Raw genomic sequence first — 16,002 nt, forward strand, 5'->3', positions numbered from 1 at the left:
CCCGAACTCTCCTCCGTGGCCCTTTCGTTGCCTACTTGACCGTCAGCGGCAGCAGCTTCTTGCCCGTCGGCCCGATCTGGATCTCGGTGTCCATCTGCGGGCACACGCCGCAGTCGAAGCACGGCGTCCAGCGGCAGTCCTCGACCTCGGTCTCGTCGAGGGCGTCCTGCCAGTCCTCCCAGAGCCAGTCCTTGTCGAGGCCGGAGTCGAGGTGGTCCCAGGGCAGGACCTCCTCGTACGTGCGCTCCCGCGTCGTGTACCAGTCGACGTCCACGCCGTACGCCGGGAGGGCGTGTGCGGCGCTGTCCATCCACAGCTGGTAGCTGAAGTACTCGCGCCAGCCGTCGAACCGTCCGCCCCGCTCGAAGACCTCACGGATGACGGCACCGACGCGGCGGTCTCCGCGGGAGAGCAGGCCCTCGACGATGCCGGGCTTGCCGTCGTGGTACCGGAAGCCGATGGAGCGGCCGTACTTCTTGTCGCCGCGGATCTTCTCGCGCAGCTTGCCGAGCCGTTCGTCCGTCTCCTCAGCGGAGAGCTGCGGAGCCCACTGGAAGGGCGTGTGCGGCTTGGGGACGAAGCCGCCGATGGAGACGGTGCAGCGGATGTCGTTGGACTTCGCGACCTCGCGGCCCTTGGCGATGACGTTGACGGCCATGTCGCCGATCTGCAGCACGTCCTCGTCGGTTTCGGTGGGGAGCCCGCACATGAAGTACAGCTTCACCTGCCGCCAGCCGTTGCCGTAGGCCGTGGCGACGGTCCGGATCAGGTCCTCCTCCGAGACCATCTTGTTGATGACCTTGCGGATGCGTTCGCTGCCGCCCTCGGGGGCGAAGGTGAGGCCGGAGCGGCGGCCGTTGCGGGTCAGCTCGTTGGCCAGGTCGATGTTGAAGGCGTCCACACGGGTCGAGGGCAGGGAGAGGCCGATCTTGTCCTCTTCGTACCGGTCCGCGAGGCCCTTGGCCACGTCGCCGATCTCGCTGTGGTCGGCCGAGGAGAGCGAGAGCAGGCCGACTTCTTCGAAGCCGGTGCTCTTCAGGCCCTTCTCCACCATGTCGCCGATCCCGGTGATGGAGCGCTCACGGACCGGACGGGTGATCATCCCCGCCTGGCAGAACCGGCAGCCGCGCGTGCAGCCGCGGAAGATCTCCACGGACATGCGCTCGTGGACCGTCTCGGCCAGGGGCACCAACGGCTGCTTCGGGTACGGCCATTCGTCCAGGTCCATCACGGTGCGCTTGGCGACGCGCCACGGGACGCCCGTCCGGTTCGGGACGACGCGGGCGATGCGCCCGTCGGGCAGGTACTCCACGTCGTAGAACTTGGGGACGTAGACCTCTCCGGTCTTCGCAAGCCGCAGCAGCAGTTCGTCCCGCCCTCCGGGGCGGCCCTCCTGCTTCCAGGCGCGGATGATGTCGCTGACCTCCAGCACGGCCTGCTCGCCGTCGCCCACGACCGCGCAGTCGATGAAGTCCGCGATGGGCTCGGGGTTGAAGGCCGCGTGACCGCCCGCCATGACGATCGGGTGCTCGTCACCGCGGTCCGCGGTCTCCAGCGGGATGCCGGACAGTTCCAGGGCCGTCAGCAGGTTGGTGTACCCGAGCTCGGTGGCGAAGGACACGCCCAGCACGTCGAACTCGCCGACCGGGCGGTGCGCGTCGACCGTGAACTGCGGGACCTCGTGCTCCCGCATCAGCTTCTCCAGGTCGGGCCACACGCTGTAGGTGCGCTCCGCCAGTACGCCCTCGCGCTCGTTGAGCACCTCGTAGAGGATCATGACGCCCTGGTTGGGCAGCCCCACCTCGTAGGCGTCGGGGTACATCAGCGCCCAGCGGACGTCGCAGCTGTCCCAGTCCTTGACGGTGGAGTTCAGCTCACCGCCGACGTACTGGATGGGCTTCTGGACATGGGGAAGGAGGGCCTCCAGGCGCGGGAAGACCGACTCGACTGGCATGGGGGTTCCTCGACTCAGGGCGCGTTCGCGGTGCAGGTGACCATTCAGCGTAACGCGGACGGGGAAGCGGGACCGCGCCCGTCTCAGGCCCGCCCCTTCGGACGGGCCGTCTGCTCCTCCTGGACGCGGCGGGCCCTCTCCAGGAATTCGCTGATGAGCGCGAGTTGGTCCCGGCCGATCACGGACGTCGTCGCGGCGGGGCTGAGCCGTGCCGCGACGGTCAGCTCCCCGGCGGACACCGGCTCCCCGGCGGCAGCGCCACGTCGACACCACCGGGAAGGACCGCGGGAAGGACCGCGGGAGCGACCGCGGGAACTGCGGTCGCCGCTACGCCGAGACGGGACGCTGCACTCTGATCGACTGCAGCAGCCCCAGCGCGATCCACACCGCGAACATCGACGTACCGCCGTAGGAGACGAACGGCAGCGGCAGCCCCGCGACCGGCATGATGCCCAGCGTCATCCCGATGTTCTCGAACGACTGGAACGCGAACCAGGCGATCACGCCCGCGGCGACGATCGTGCTGTACAGCTCCGTCGACTCCCGCGCGATGCGGCAGGCCCGCCAGATCAGCACGCCCAGCAGGAAGATGATCAACGCGCCGCCCAGGAAGCCCAGTTCCTCCCCCGCGACGGTGAAGACGAAGTCGGTCTGCTGCTCGGGGACGAACTGGCCGGTGGTCTGCGAGCCCTTGAAGAGGCCCTTGCCGGTGAGTCCGCCGGAACCGACGGCGATACGCGCCTGGTTGGTGTTGTACCCGACGCCCGCCGGGTCGAGCGCGGGGTTGGCGAAGGCGGCGAAGCGGTTGATCTGGTACTGGTCGAGCAGCCCGAGCGCCCACACCAGTACGGCCCCGCCCGCGCCCGCCACGCACAGTCCGACGATCCAGCGGTTGGACGCCCCGGACGCGAGCAGCACGCCGAGCACGATCATCACCAGCACCATCACCGAACCGAGGTCCGGCATCAGCACGATGATCAGGATCGGTGCGGCCGCCAGACCCAGCGCCTGGAGCACGGTGCGGTGGTCGGGATGCTCCCTGTCCCCCGCGTCCACCTTCGCGGCCAGGAGCATCGCCATGCCCAGGACCATCGTGATCTTGATGAACTCCGCGGGCTGCAGCGAGAACCCGCCGCCCAGGTGGAGCCACGCGCGCTGTCCGTTGATCGTCGCGCCCAGCGGGGTGAGCACCAGCAGGGCCAGCAGGACCGAGGCCCCGTAGAGGAACGGCACGGCCCCTCGCAGGCGCCGGTGCCCGACCCACACCGTCAGCGCCATCAGCAGCACACCGACGACAAGGCTGAGGACGTGCCGGGTCAGGAAGTAGTACGGGTCCCCGTGGTTGAGGTCGGTGCGGTTGCGGGTGGCGGACCACACCAGCAGCGAACCCACGACGGACAGCGCCACCCCGGACAGCACCATCACCCAGTCCAGCCGCCAGACCGCGGAGTCGCGGGCAGTCAGCTTGACCCATGCCGAACGCTTCTGCGGGCCGTATCCCCCGAGGGAGTACGAGTGCGTGCTCATCCAGCGGCTCCCGCGTCCGGTGCGCCGGCGACGGCCCGCTTCGCACGCTCCTTGAACTCGTCGTCGTGCCGGGCCTCGATGTTGCCGTGCTCGTCGACCTTCGGAAGGTCCTTCTCCGGGTGGGGCAGCAGCGCGCTGTCCTCGTCGATCTCACCCTTCGAGTCGACGCCGTAGATCGCGTTGTAGATATTGCGCACAGCCGGGCCGGAGGCCCCGGAGCCCGTACCACCCTGGGAGATCGTCATCACGATCGTGTAGTCCTTGGTGTACGTCGAGAACCAGGACGTCGTCTGCTTGCCGGCGACCTCGGCCGTACCCGTCTTGGCGTGCATCTTGATCTTGTCCTGGGGCCATCCGGCGTCCCCGAACCGCCAGGCCGCCGTGCCGCGTTCGGCGACGCCGGCGAGTGCCGCGTCCATCTTCTTCAGCGTCTTCTTGCTGACCGGCAGCTTGCCGTGCGACTTCGGCTCGATCTCCTTTATGGCCTTGCCGTCCGGGCTCATCGTGGCCTTGCCGAGCGTCGGGTCGAGCAGCGTGCCGCCGTTGGCGATCGCGGCGTAGATGGTCGCCATCTGGATCGGTGTGACGAGGGTGTCGCCCTGCCCGATCGAGTAGTTGACGCTGTCACCGGCGCGCATCTTCATGCCGGAGACGCAGTTCTCCTTGGCGATCTTGTCGGCGTAGGACTTGGGGTTCTTGGCCTGCTTGCACCAGGCGTCCTTGTTCGCCTCCCAGTAGTCCTTCTTCCACTGCCGGTCGGGAACACGGCCGGTGACCTCGTTGGGGAGGTCGACGCCGGTCTCCTTGCCGAGGCCGAACTCGTGCGCGATCTTGTAGAACCAGTCCTTGGTGTCCTTCTTCGGCTTGTTCCCGCCGTCCTTCAGCCACTGCTTGTAGGCCAGGTCGTAGAAGACGGTGTCGCAGGAGACCTCGAGCGCCCGCCCCAGGTTGATCGTGCCGTGGCTCTCGGACTCGTAGTTCTTGAAGACCTGGCCGCCGACGCTGTACGAGGACGAGCAGTCGTAGTTGCCGTCGAACTTGTTGCCCGCCTTCACCGCGGCGGCCGTGGAGATCACCTTGAAGACCGAACCGGGAGCCGACAGGCCCTGGATGGAGCGGTTCAGCAGCGGATAGTTGGACTTCTTCCCGGTGAGCTTCTTGTACTGGCCGCCGGAGATCCCGCCGACCCACGCGTTGGGGTCGTAGTCGGGGTTGGACGCCATCGCGACCACGCGGCCGGTCTTGTTCTCCATGACGACGGCAGCGCCCGCGTCGGCCTTGTAGTTCTTGTTGGTGTTGTCGTCGTGCTGCTTGCGGGCGTTCTTCATCGCCGTCAGCAGCTCCTGCTCGGTGACCGCCTGCACCCGGGAGTCGATGCTCGTCACCAGGCTCGAACCGGGCTTCGCCTTGTCGCTCTTGGCACGCCCCATGACGCGTCCGAGGTTGTCCACCTCGTAGCGCGTCACACCGGAACTGCCGCGCAGCATGCTGTCGTAGGTGCGCTCCAGGCCGGAGCGGCCGATCTCGTCGGAGGAGAGGAAAGGCGAGTCGGTGTCCTTCGCCTTCTCGATCTCCTCGTCGGTGACCGGCGAGAGGTAGCCGAGCACCTGCGACGTGCCGGCCCCGTAAGGAGCGGGATACCGGCGGACGGCGGTGGGTTCGGCGGTGATGCCCGGGAAGTCCTCCGCACGCTCGCGGATCTGGAGGGCCTGCTGCGTGGTCGCTTCGTCCGTGACCGGGATGGGCTGGTAGGGCGAACCGTTCCAGCACGGCTGCGGCGTCTTCGCGTCACACAGCCGCACCTTCTCCTGCACCGTCTTCGGGTTCATGTCGAGGACGCCGGCGAGCCGGGTGAGCACGGCCTTGCCGCCGTCGTCCATCTTCATCAGCTCGGTGCGGGACGCGGAGACCACCAGACGCGTCTCGTTGTCGGCGATGGGCACGCCCCTGGCGTCCAGGATCGAACCGCGTGTGGCGGGCTGCACGACCTGCTGGACGTGGTTGCCCGCCGCCTCCTTCTGGTACTCCTCACCGTTGCGGACCTGGAGGTACCACAGGCGTCCGCCGAGAGTGAGCAGCAGCGACATGACGAGGATCTGGATGGCGACGAGCCGGATGTTCACGCGGTGAGTGCGCCCGGTCTCCGGAAGGTTGCTCACAGCCGTTTGACCCCCTTGATCTTTCCGCCCTTGCCCTTCCGCCCCGGCCGGTCCAGCAGACTGCCCCGCTGGATCCCCATCCGGACCGCCTTGCCGTTGCGCGCGTTGCGTACCGTGCCGCCGTTGCGGCCCTTGCCGAAGAGGCTGCTGCTGCCGCCGATCTGCAGTCCGGTGCCCGAACTGAGCCAGCCGTAGGCCGCCTTGTCCCCTCTGCCCATGCTTCCCACGCCCGACGCGTCGGACGTGATCGGTGCCCGCTCGGTGCGCCTGGCCAGCCACATGAGGGCCGGGACGACGAACGGCGCGAGCAGCAGGTCGTAGAGAGTGGCGGTCAGCAGCAGCGGGAGGAGCCCGACCCGGCCGGCCGCGGTGTCACCGACGAGCGTGCCGACGCCCGCGTACAGCAGCGTGGAACTGACCGCGGCGCTGGCGACGACGAGCATCGGCACCGTCGCCGAGCGGTGCTGCCCGTTGTCGGGCTTGGTCAGGCCCGCGGCGTAGCCGATGACGCACAGCACCAGCGCGTAGCGCCCCACGGCGTGCTCGGCGGGAGGCGCGAGGTCGGCGAGGAGCCCGCCCGCGAAGCCCGTGAGCGCACCCGCCGTGTGGCCGTAGACCATCGCGAGCCCCAGCACGACCAGCAGCAGCAGATCCGGTACGGCGCCGGGCAGTTGCAGCCTCGCGAGCACACTCACCTGGACGATCAGTGCGCCGACGACGAGGACGGCCGAGAGCAGAATCCGGTTGAGGTGCATCGGTCAGCTCCTGGATGCCGAGGCGCTGGGGCTCGGGGTCTTGGTGACGGTCACCGTGGGGGCGGGCTTGGGCTTGGCGGGCTTGTTGGCGTCCAGCACCTCGTCACGCGGGTCCTCGCGCGGAGGCTTGACGACCACACCGACGATGTCGAGCTTGCTGAAGCCGACGAACGGACGGACGCTGACGCTCCGGGTGAGGTCACCGCCGGTCCGGTCCACCTTGGTGACCTTGCCCACCGGCACGCCGGGGACGAACGGCTTGTTGTTGCGGGAGCCGAAAGTCACTATCCGGTCGCCCTTCTTCACCTCCGACTTGCCGTTGAGGAGCTGCACGGTCATCTGGTCGCCCCCGCGGCCGGTCGCGAAGCCCAGCTCGCTGCTCTTCTCCATCCGCGTACCGACGGAGAAATCCGGGTCGTTGGCGAGAAGCACGGTCGCCGTGGACGGGCCCACCGTGGTCACGCGCCCCACGAGGCCGTCGCCGTTGATGACCGTCATGTCGCGGACGAGCCCGTCGGCGCGGCCGGCGTCGATCGTGACGGTCCACGAGAAGCCCTGCGCGGCGCCGATGCCGATGACCTGGGCGCCCTTGATGCCGTAGCCGCCGGCGCCGGCCGTCTTCAGCAGCCTGTCGAGCTCCTTGGAACGCGCACGGTGCCGGTCGTCCGAACCCAGCTCCTGCTTCAGCCGCGCGTTCTCCGCCTCGAGACGGCTTATACGGTCGTGCCGCACACCCGAGTCGCGGACCGCGGCGATGGAGTTGCCCACGGGGTCGACGGCCGCCGACACCCCGTTCTCCACAGGCCCGAACGCTGAGGCGGCGACTCGCCGCGCGCTGTCCATCGGAGACTGCTCGCCCTTCCTGATGTCCACCGTGATCAGCGCGAACGCGATGGCGATCAGAAGGACGAGCAGCAGCCGGCTCTCTCGGGTGTCCCTCACGTGCGGCGGCCGTGCCTTTCCCTCAGTCAGTCGGACCGGTTCTCGTACCGGAGCCGTCGAACCCCGGCCCCGGTACGTTCAACGATCCGCTGTGCGGACTGGTGGTGCTTCATGCGGAGGACCGCACGGCAGACCGTTGTGTTCAGCTCATCGCCGCGGCTGGGAGTCGAGCACCTGCTGCAGCGCCTCGAACTCCTCGACGCACTTGCCGGACCCCAGAGCGACGGAGTCCAGCGGGTCCTCGGCGATGTGGATCGGCATGCCCGTCTCGCTGCGGAGCCGTTCGTCCAGACCGCGCAGCAGCGCACCGCCGCCGGTGAGCACGATCCCGCGGTCCATGACGTCTCCGGACAGCTCCGGCGGGCACTTGTCGAGCGTGGTCTTCACCGCGTCGACGATGGCGTTGACCGGCTCCTCCATGGCCTTGCGCACCTCCGCGGCCGAGATGACGACCGTCTTGGGGAGGCCGCTGACCAGGTCGCGCCCGCGGATCTCGGTGTGCTCGTCCTTCTCCAGCGAGTGCGCGGAACCGATGGTGATCTTGATGCTCTCGGCGGTGCGCTCGCCGAGCAGGAGGCTGTACTCCTTCTTGATGTGCTGGATGATCGCGTTGTCCAGCTCGTCGCCCGCGACGCGGATCGACTGGGCCGTGACGATGCCCCCGAGCGAGATCACGGCCACCTCGGTGGTGCCGCCACCGATGTCGACGACCATGTTGCCGGTGGCCTCGTGCACGGGGAGCCCGGAGCCGATCGCCGCGGCCATCGGCTCCTCGATGATGTGCACCTGCCGGGCGCCCGCCTGCGTGGACGCCTCGATCACGGCACGGCGCTCGACCCCGGTGATACCGGAGGGCACGCAGATGACCACGCGCGGGCGCGCGAGATAACGCCGCTTGTGGATCTTGAGAATGAAGTAGCGGAGCATCCGCTCCGTGATCTCGAAGTCGGCGATGACGCCGTCCTTCAGAGGACGCACAGCCACGATGTTGCCGGGGGTGCGGCCGATCATCTTCTTCGCCTCGGCGCCGACCGCCAGGATGCCCCCGGTGTTGGTGTTGATGGCGACGACCGACGGCTCGTTGAGGACGATCCCGCGACCCCTGACGTACACCAGCGTGTTGGCGGTCCCGAGGTCGACAGCCATATCACGGCCGATGAACGACATGTTGTTCGCCATAGGATGCGTCTGGCCTTCCAACTGGAGCGATGTATGTGGGAGGACGGCAGGAGAGGGTGTCCGCGCTAACGCTGTGGAGACGCGAGGTTCCATCGTAGACGCGGTCACTCGAACACGTAGCAAGGGTGTCCCGCCATTGTCGGCGCAACAGCCGTCGTCCCTGTAATCAGTGACGTCGTGTCGGGGTGATGCGTTCCCAGCAACACCGTCGCATATGCCGAAGGGCGACCGGAAATTGTCGGTCGCCCCAGGTCATCAGGGCATTGACGACTGATGATGCGTCAGCAGAGGTTAGCTAAAGTCCGGGAAAAAAATCTTCAACTCGCGCTCGGCGGACTCTTCGGAGTCGGAGGCGTGAATCAGATTTTCCCGCACGATCGTGCCGAAGTCGCCCCGAATGGAGCCCGGTGCTGCGGCAATCGGGTCCGTCGGCCCCGCCAGCGCCCTCACGCCCTCGATGACTCGCTCCCCCTCGACCACGAGGACGACCGAGGGACCGGACTGCATGAACTCCACGAGCGGCTCGTAGAAGGGCTTGCCGACGTGCTCCGCGTAGTGCTGCTCCAGGGTCTCCTTCTCCAGAGTGCGCAGTTCCAGCGCCGCGACCTTCCAGCCGGACTTGCTCTCGATACGGCCGAGAAGTTCACCGATGAGGCCACGGCGTACGGCGTCGGGCTTGAAAAGGACGAGTGTGCGCTGGCTCATGGCGGGGGCTCCTTGAGAAAGCGGTACTGCGGAGATGCGGTACAGCGGTTTGCGGGTGAGCAGAGGTTACACGGACGGCGACGGCGCCCGTCACGCAGTGTCAGGTTCGGTGCCGAGACCGGCGCGGGCGGCCTTCGCCTCGTCCACCTTTCTTCCGAAATGCACGGACGCCCACCACAGTCCGGCGAAGCAGGCGCCGAGGAAGAACATCGTCGGAACGACGAATCCCGAGATCACGAGAGCCAGTTGCAGCGCCCAGCCGAGCTGGACACCACCCTTTCGGGTCAGCATTCCGCACAGCAGCAGGCACAGCAGCATCGCTGCGCCCGAAACCGACCAGACAGTCGCAGCGGACAGATCGCTCGTACGCATCGCGACGAGACCGGCGAAGCCGATCACGAAGAACTCGCCCAGCAGCGTGCTCGCGCAGAGTGTGCGCACTAGCGGTCCCTCCCCAGCAGGAGCCGGGCCTCGCCGGCGGTGATGACCGACCCCGTGACCAGCACGCCCGCCCCGGCGTACTCGCCCTCGCCCTCCGCGAGGGTGATCGCCTCCTCCAGCGCGCTGTCGAGGCGCGGCTCGACCTGCACGCGGTCCTCGCCGAAGACCTCGACGGCGACGGCTGCCAGCGCGTCGACGTCCATGGCCCGATGGGTGGAGTTGCGGGTCACGACGACCTCGGCGAAGACCGGCTCGAAGGCCTCCAGCACGCCCTTCACGTCCTTGTCGTTGCTCGGCCCCACGACACCCACGAGGTGGCTGAAACTGAACGCCTCACCGACGGCCTCGGCGGCTGCCCGCGCCCCGGCCGGGTTGTGGGCGGCGTCGAGGACGATGGTGGGGCTCGTCCGTACGACCTCGAGGCGGCCGGGCGAGGAGACGGAGGCGAACGCCTGGCGGACGATGTCCGCGTCGAGCGTGCGGCCCCCGCCCTCCTTGGCGCCGACGCCGAAGAACGCCTCCACCGCGGCCAGCGCGACGGCCGCGTTGTGCGCCATGTGCGCGCCGTGCATCGGCAGGAAGAGCTCCGGATACTCGCCGCCCAGACCGCGCAGCGTGATCAGCTGCCCGCCGACGGCCACCTCACGCGAGACCACGCCGAACTCGAGACCCTCGCGGGCCACCGTGGCATCCACCTCGACGGCGCGCTTCAGCACCACCGACGCCGCCTCGACGGGCTGCTGGGCCAGCACCACCGTCGCGCCCTGCTTGACGATCCCGGACTTCTCCCCCGCGATCTTCTCCGGGGTGTCGCCGAGACGGGCCACGTGGTCGAGGGAGATGGGCGTGATGACGGAGACGCCGGCGTCGATGACGTTCGTGGCGTCCCAGGTGCCGCCCATGCCCACCTCGACGACCGCGACGTCCACAGGGGCGTCGGCGAAGGCCGCGTAGGCCATGCCGGTCAGGACCTCGAAGAAGGACAGGCGGTACGACTGCTGCGTGTCGACCATGTCGACGAACGGCTTGACGTCCTGGTACGTCTCGACGAAGCGCTCGGCGGGGAGGGGCGCCCCGTCCACGCTGATGCGCTCGGTGATCGACTGGACGTGCGGCGAGGTGTAGCGGCCCGTACGCAGGTCGAAGGCGCTCAGCAGGGCCTCGATCATCCGCGCGGTGCTGGTCTTGCCGTTGGTGCCGGTGATGTGGATGGACGGATAGGTGCGCTGCGGCTCGCCCAGGACGTCCATCAGCGCCGCGATGCGCTCCACCGACGGATCGAGCTTGGTCTCCGGCCAGCGAGTGGCCAGTTCGGCCTCGACCTCGCGCAGCGCCCGGTCCGTCTCGGGGTCCTCGGGGCGCCCGGGAACGACGTCGGCCTGCGGCGGGCCCGCCTGCGCGCGGAGGGTGCGGCTGCCCGCCTCGATGACGGCGAGATCCGGGTCCCGGTCCGTTTCCGCGCCGACGATCTCTTCGAACTCGGAGGGCTCGGACGGGTCGGCCGGCTCGGACGGGTCGGAGGGATCGGACGGCTCGGTCCCCGGGAGTCCGGGGAAGCCGGGGAAGCCGGGGATGCCGGGAGCCTCCCGGTCGTGGTCGTCGCCGGGGCCGTTCTCGGGGGGCTGGGGCTGGTCACTCACGCGGCCAGTCTACGTAGGGGCCGCGGGCGCCCCGAACCGCGGCCGGTGCCGTCCCGCCGCCCGGAGCGGAGGGGACGGCACCGTGGCTGCGCCGGAGAAGACGGCCGGGGAGCGAGTGCGCCCGCCGCGCCCCCGACCGCGGGCGTCAGGACGCCGGGAGCTGCTCCAGCTGCCGCTGGAGGCGGGCGATGTCGGACTCGGCCGTGCTGCGGCGCTCGCGGATCTTGGCGACCACCTGCTCCGGAGCCTTCGCGAGGAAGCCCTCGTTCTCCAGCTTGGCCGTCGTCTGACGCAGCTCCTTCTCGGCGGCGCCGAGGTCCTTCGTCAGCCGCTTGCGTTCCGCTTCGACGTCGATGACGCCCGAGAGGTCCAGCTCCACCGTGGCGCCCGCGACCGGCAGCGAAGCGGTGGCGTGGAAGCCCTCGCCGGGCGGCTGCAGCCGCAGCAGCTGCCGGATCGCGGCCTCGTGCGGCCCCAGGGCCGTGCCGTCCAGCGACAGCCGGGCCGGGACCCGCTGACCCGGCTGGAGGCCCTGGTCGGCGCGGAAGCGCCGGACCTCCGTGACCGTCTGCTGGAGCGTGGCGATCTCGCGCTCGGCCTCCGCGTCGCGGAAGCCCGAGTCGGACGGCCAGGACGCGACGACGACGGACTCCCCGCCCGTCAGCGTCGTCCACAGCGACTCGGTGACGAACGGGACCACCGGGTGCAGCAGGCGCAGCATGACGTCCAGGACCTCGCCCAGGACGCGGCGCGAGACCTCTGCGGGACGCCCGCCGGCGGCGAAGGTCGTCTTGGACAGCTCGACGTACCAGTCGAAGACCTCGTCCCACGCGAAGTGGTAGAGGGTGTCGGAGAGTTTGGCGAACTGGTAGTCGTCGTAGTATCCGTCGGCCTCGGTGACGACCGAGTTGAGGCGGGAGAGGATCCAGCGGTCGGTGGCCGACATCTCCGAGGCGTCCGGCAGCGGACCCTCCACCGTGGCGCCGTTCATCAGCGCGAAGCGGGTGGCGTTCCAGATCTTGTTGGCGAAGTTGCGGGACGCCTTGACCCAGTCCTCGCCGATCGGCACGTCCGTACCGGGGTTGGCGCCGTTGGCGAGGGTGAAGCGGAGGGCGTCCGAGCCGTACTCCTCCATCCAGTCCAGCGGGTCCACGACGTTGCCGAAGGACTTCGACATCTTCTTGCCGTGGGCGTCGCGCACCAGACCGGTGAGCGCGATGGTGTGGAACGGGGCGACCCCGTCCATCGCGTAGAGGCCGAACATCATCATCCGGGCGACCCAGAAGAAGATGATGTCGTGGCCCGTCAGCAGCACGTCCGTCGGGTAGAACTTCGCCAGGTCCTGGGTCTGTTCGGGCCAGCCGAGCGTGGAGAAGGGCCACAGGCCCGAGGAGAACCACGTGTCCAGGACGTCCGGGTCCTGCGTCCAGCCCTCCCCCGCCGGGGGCTGCTCGTCGGGGCCGAGGCAGCGGACCTCGCCGTCCGGGCCGTACCAGACCGGGATGCGGTGGCCCCACCACAGCTGCCGGGAGATGCACCAGTCGTGCATGTTGTCGACCCAGTCGAAGTAGCGGGCCGACATCTCCGCGGGGTGGATCTTGACGCGTCCGTCCCGGACCGCGTCGCCGGCGGCCTGCGCCAGCGGACCGACCTTGACCCACCACTGCATGGACAGGCGCGGCTCGACGGTGGTGCTGCACCGGGAGCAGTGGCCGACGCTGTGCGTGTACGGGCGCTTCTCCGCCGTGATGCGGCCCTGCTCCCGGAGGGCGGCGACGATCGACGAGCGCGCCTCGAAGCGGTCCAGGCCCTGGAAGGGGCCGTGGGCGGTGATCACTCCGCGCTCGTCCATGACGGTCAGCGAGGGAAGGTCGTGCCGCTGCCCGATCGCGAAGTCGTTCGGGTCGTGCGCCGGGGTGACCTTGACGGCGCCGGAGCCGAACTCCGGGTCGACGTGCTCGTCGGCGACGACGGGGATGGCGCGGTCCGTGAGCGGGAGCTTGACCGTCCTGCCGAGCAGGTGTGCGTACCGCTCGTCGTCCGGGTGCACGGCGACGGCGGTGTCGCCGAGCATCGTCTCGGCGCGGGTGGTCGCCACGACCACGGAGTCCTCGCCCTCGCCGTACCGGATCGAGACCAACTCGCCGTCGTCGTCCTGGTGTTCCACCTCGATGTCGGAGATGGCCGTGAGGCACCGGGGACACCAGTTGATGATGCGCTCGGCGCGGTAGATCAGCCCGTCCTCGTACATCTGCTTGAAGACGGTCTGGACCGCGCGGGAGAGGCCCTCGTCCATCGTGAAGCGCTCGCGCGTCCAGTCGACGCCGTCGCCGAGGCGGCGCATCTGGCCGAGGATCTTGCCGCCGTACTCCTCTTTCCACTGCCAGACGCGCTCGACGAACGCCTCACGCCCCAAGTCCTGCCGGGACTTGCCCTCTTCGCCGAGCTGCTGCTCGACCTTGTTCTGCGTGGCGATGCCCGCGTGGTCCATGCCGGGCAGCCACAGCGACTCGTAGCCCTGCATGCGCTTCCTGCGCGTGAGGGCGTCCATCAGCGTGTGCTGGAAGGCGTGGCCGAGGTGGAGGGAGCCCGTGACGTTCGGAGGCGGGATGACGATCGTGTAGGGCTGCTTGTCGCTCTTCGGGTCCGCCTCGAAGTAACCGCGCGCTACCCAGCGCTCGTACAGCTCCCCTTCCACCTCGGCCGGTGCGTACTGCGTCGGCAGGTCTGCTGGGGCTGCTGCGTTGGGCCCGCGGGAGTCCGGGCGCTGCTGAGGGTTCTCGGTCACGACGGCAGTCTACGGGCGCCAATGTCCCAGTCTCGAATCGGTTTGGGGACCGGTGGGAGCACTGTCGGCGGCGTCCGCGAGGATGTAGTCAGCGCCGCGTAAGTGCGTCCACGGCAAAGAACATCGGTGCGACGCACATCACAACGGAGGGGATGCGCCGCATGAGTTTCAACCAGCCCGGCCCTTACGGGCAGCAGCCGCCACCGCCCGGCCCGTACGGCCAGCCGCCGCAGGGCCCGAACCCGTACGCCCAGGGCGGTCCGGCCGCGCCGGGGCAGCCCGGTCCCGGCTACCCGCAGCAACCGCCGGGACAGCAGGGGCCCTACGGTCAGCCCGGGCCCTACGGCCAGCCCGGCGCTTACGGCCAGCAGGGCATCCCGGGGATGCCCATGCCCCCGGAGGGCGGCAGCAAGACGGGCAGGACGGTGGCCATCGTGGTCGGCTCCCTCGTCGTCGTGGGCGCGATCGTCGGAGGTTTCCTGCTGTTCGGGACGGGCGGCAGCTCGGTCGGCGGCGACGGGAAGAAGTACAAGCTGACGTCGCCGGAGACGGTGGCCTCCGAGTACCAGAAGCACACGCTGGCGAGCGGCACGAACGACCTCAGCGCCTCGGACCTCTCCGAGTTCGAGAAGGCCGGCGTGGACAAGCCGCAGAGCGCCTACGGCTCGTACAAGGCCGGCAGCGGCACGGCGGTGAAGCAGCTCAACTTCCGCGGCGTGTGGGGCGATGTAGAGGATCCCGAGGCGACCGTCGACACGGCCTTCGCGATGATGGCCGAGGAGACCGAGAGGAACACGGAGACCTCCGGCAACAAGGCCGAACTGGAGGGCGAGCCCGAGACGCTGGAGCCCGCCGGCCTCGAAGACGCCGTCATGAAGTGCCAGATGGTGAAGGTCTCGCTCGGCTCCGGCGCCTCCAGCCCGAGTGGCGCGTCCGACCTCGAGGCCCCGCTGTGCATGTGGGGCGACCACAGCACGGTGGCGATGGTGTCCGCACAGGACTCGTCGGCGGTGCTGACGGGCAGGGGCATGACGTTGGAAGAGGCCGCGGAGCTGGCCACGAAGCTGCGCGACGACGCGCGAGTCGAGATCAAGTAGCCCGCAGGTCAGGTGGAACGGGGCGCCCGGCAAGACTCCGCCGGGCGCCCTTCGCAGGAACGATGGAGGCCCCCCACGATGAGTGACAGCCGGACCGGCGCGAACGGCGAGCCGGTCGACCCCGCACAGCCGGACCAGCCCGCGGCCCGACCGGCGGAGCCCCAAGGGCAGCCGGGCGCACCGGATCCAGCTGAGAAGCGCGGCAACGGCCGGATCATGGCCATCGCCGCGGGTGCCCTGGTACTGGTGGGCGCCGCGATCGGCGGTGTCGTCCTGTTCGGCCCCGGCGCCGACACCAAGTACGAGCTGACGACGCCCGAGACGCTCGCCGGGGAGTACGAGCGCGACGGCGAGGGCCAGAAGGGCGACGGCCGGGCCTTCGGCGAGAAGAAGGTCCCGGGGATGGAGAGCAGCGCGGACGTCAGCGCCGAGTACAAGGCGGGCACGACGAAGAAGCTCCAGCTCGGCGGAGCGTACGGCTCGGTCCGGAACCCGGAGAAGGCCGTCGACTGGGTCTTCGAGCAGTCCGGCAAGTCACTGAAGACCGAGACCGGCGCCAAGACCAAGGGCAAGCTCGAGACGTTCAGCCCCGCCGGTTTCGACGGTGACGTGCTCAAGTGCCGCGAGTACAGGATCTCCAGCATGAGCCTGGCCATGTGCGGCTGGGCCGACGCGAGCACCGTGGGCACGGTGACGTCGATGAACCTGACGAGCGACGGCACTTCGACCCTCCCGGTGAACCTGGAGAAGTCCGCGGAGCTGGTCGCGAAGGTGCGCAAGGAGGCGCTCGTCGAGAAGAAGTGAGCGGCTGTCGC

At 69.2% G+C, this 16,002-nt stretch carries 13 protein-coding genes; 2 read left to right on the forward strand and 11 right to left on the reverse strand.

The features are described from left to right. Nucleotides 1-31: 31 nt before the first annotated feature. The 11 genes from H181DRAFT_RS07205 to H181DRAFT_RS07250 form a co-directional block, all read right to left on the reverse strand. Complete coding sequence (locus tag H181DRAFT_RS07205; protein WP_045863363.1) at nucleotides 32-1,954, reverse strand: TIGR03960 family B12-binding radical SAM protein; 1,923 nt, start codon at nucleotides 1,952-1,954, stop codon at nucleotides 32-34. Nucleotides 1,955-2,037: 83 nt separating this feature from the next. Next, entirely contained in the window at nucleotides 2,038-2,193 is a 156-nt protein-coding gene (locus H181DRAFT_RS29340) for a hypothetical protein (protein WP_158715419.1), read from the reverse strand. 88 nt (nucleotides 2,194-2,281) lie between these two features. Next, nucleotides 2,282-3,481, reverse strand: coding sequence for a rod shape-determining protein RodA (gene rodA / locus H181DRAFT_RS07210; protein ID WP_045863364.1), 1,200 nt, complete (start codon nucleotides 3,479-3,481; stop codon nucleotides 2,282-2,284). Further along, a complete protein-coding gene (mrdA, locus tag H181DRAFT_RS07215; protein WP_045863365.1) occupies nucleotides 3,478-5,640 on the reverse strand; it encodes a penicillin-binding protein 2 in 2,163 nt (720 codons plus the stop codon). The genes rodA and mrdA overlap by 4 nt, the downstream gene beginning before the upstream one ends. Further along, complete coding sequence (gene mreD / locus H181DRAFT_RS07220; RefSeq protein ID WP_045863366.1) at nucleotides 5,637-6,395, reverse strand: rod shape-determining protein MreD; 759 nt, start codon at nucleotides 6,393-6,395, stop codon at nucleotides 5,637-5,639. Before mreD ends, mrdA begins: the two co-directional genes overlap by 4 nt. A gap of 3 nt (nucleotides 6,396-6,398) precedes the next feature. Continuing rightward, entirely contained in the window at nucleotides 6,399-7,337 is a 939-nt protein-coding gene (mreC, locus tag H181DRAFT_RS07225; protein WP_045863367.1) for a rod shape-determining protein MreC, read from the reverse strand. A 147-nt stretch (nucleotides 7,338-7,484) separates the two neighbouring features. Then, nucleotides 7,485-8,504: a rod shape-determining protein gene (locus H181DRAFT_RS07230; protein ID WP_045863550.1), complete on the reverse strand. Its 1,020-nt coding sequence runs from the start codon at nucleotides 8,502-8,504 to the stop codon at nucleotides 7,485-7,487. Nucleotides 8,505-8,807: 303 nt separating this feature from the next. Then, nucleotides 8,808-9,221, reverse strand: a complete 414-nt coding sequence (ndk, locus tag H181DRAFT_RS07235) for a nucleoside-diphosphate kinase (RefSeq protein WP_045863368.1) — start codon at nucleotides 9,219-9,221, stop codon at nucleotides 8,808-8,810. A gap of 90 nt (nucleotides 9,222-9,311) precedes the next feature. Next, nucleotides 9,312-9,662, reverse strand: a complete 351-nt coding sequence (locus H181DRAFT_RS07240; protein WP_045863369.1) for a DUF4233 domain-containing protein — start codon at nucleotides 9,660-9,662, stop codon at nucleotides 9,312-9,314. Beyond that, a complete protein-coding gene (locus H181DRAFT_RS07245) occupies nucleotides 9,662-11,131 on the reverse strand; it encodes a bifunctional tetrahydrofolate synthase/dihydrofolate synthase (protein ID WP_254666753.1) in 1,470 nt (489 codons plus the stop codon). The genes H181DRAFT_RS07240 and H181DRAFT_RS07245 overlap by 1 nt, the downstream gene beginning before the upstream one ends. 316 nt (nucleotides 11,132-11,447) lie before the next feature. Continuing rightward, complete coding sequence (locus H181DRAFT_RS07250; protein ID WP_045863370.1) at nucleotides 11,448-14,090, reverse strand: valine--tRNA ligase; 2,643 nt, start codon at nucleotides 14,088-14,090, stop codon at nucleotides 11,448-11,450. 161 nt (nucleotides 14,091-14,251) lie between these two features. On the opposite strand from H181DRAFT_RS07250, the gene H181DRAFT_RS07255 reads away from it, so the two are divergent. After that, nucleotides 14,252-15,187: a hypothetical protein gene (locus H181DRAFT_RS07255; protein ID WP_045863552.1), complete on the forward strand. Its 936-nt coding sequence runs from the start codon at nucleotides 14,252-14,254 to the stop codon at nucleotides 15,185-15,187. A gap of 78 nt (nucleotides 15,188-15,265) precedes the next feature. Continuing rightward, nucleotides 15,266-15,991, forward strand: a complete 726-nt coding sequence (locus tag H181DRAFT_RS07260) for a hypothetical protein (protein WP_052708485.1) — start codon at nucleotides 15,266-15,268, stop codon at nucleotides 15,989-15,991. Nucleotides 15,992-16,002 lie beyond the last annotated feature (11 nt).

It is taken from the genome of Streptomyces sp. WMMB 714, assembly GCF_900090125.1.
In the GTDB taxonomy this organism is placed as follows: domain Bacteria; phylum Actinomycetota; class Actinomycetes; order Streptomycetales; family Streptomycetaceae; genus Streptomyces; species Streptomyces daqingensis.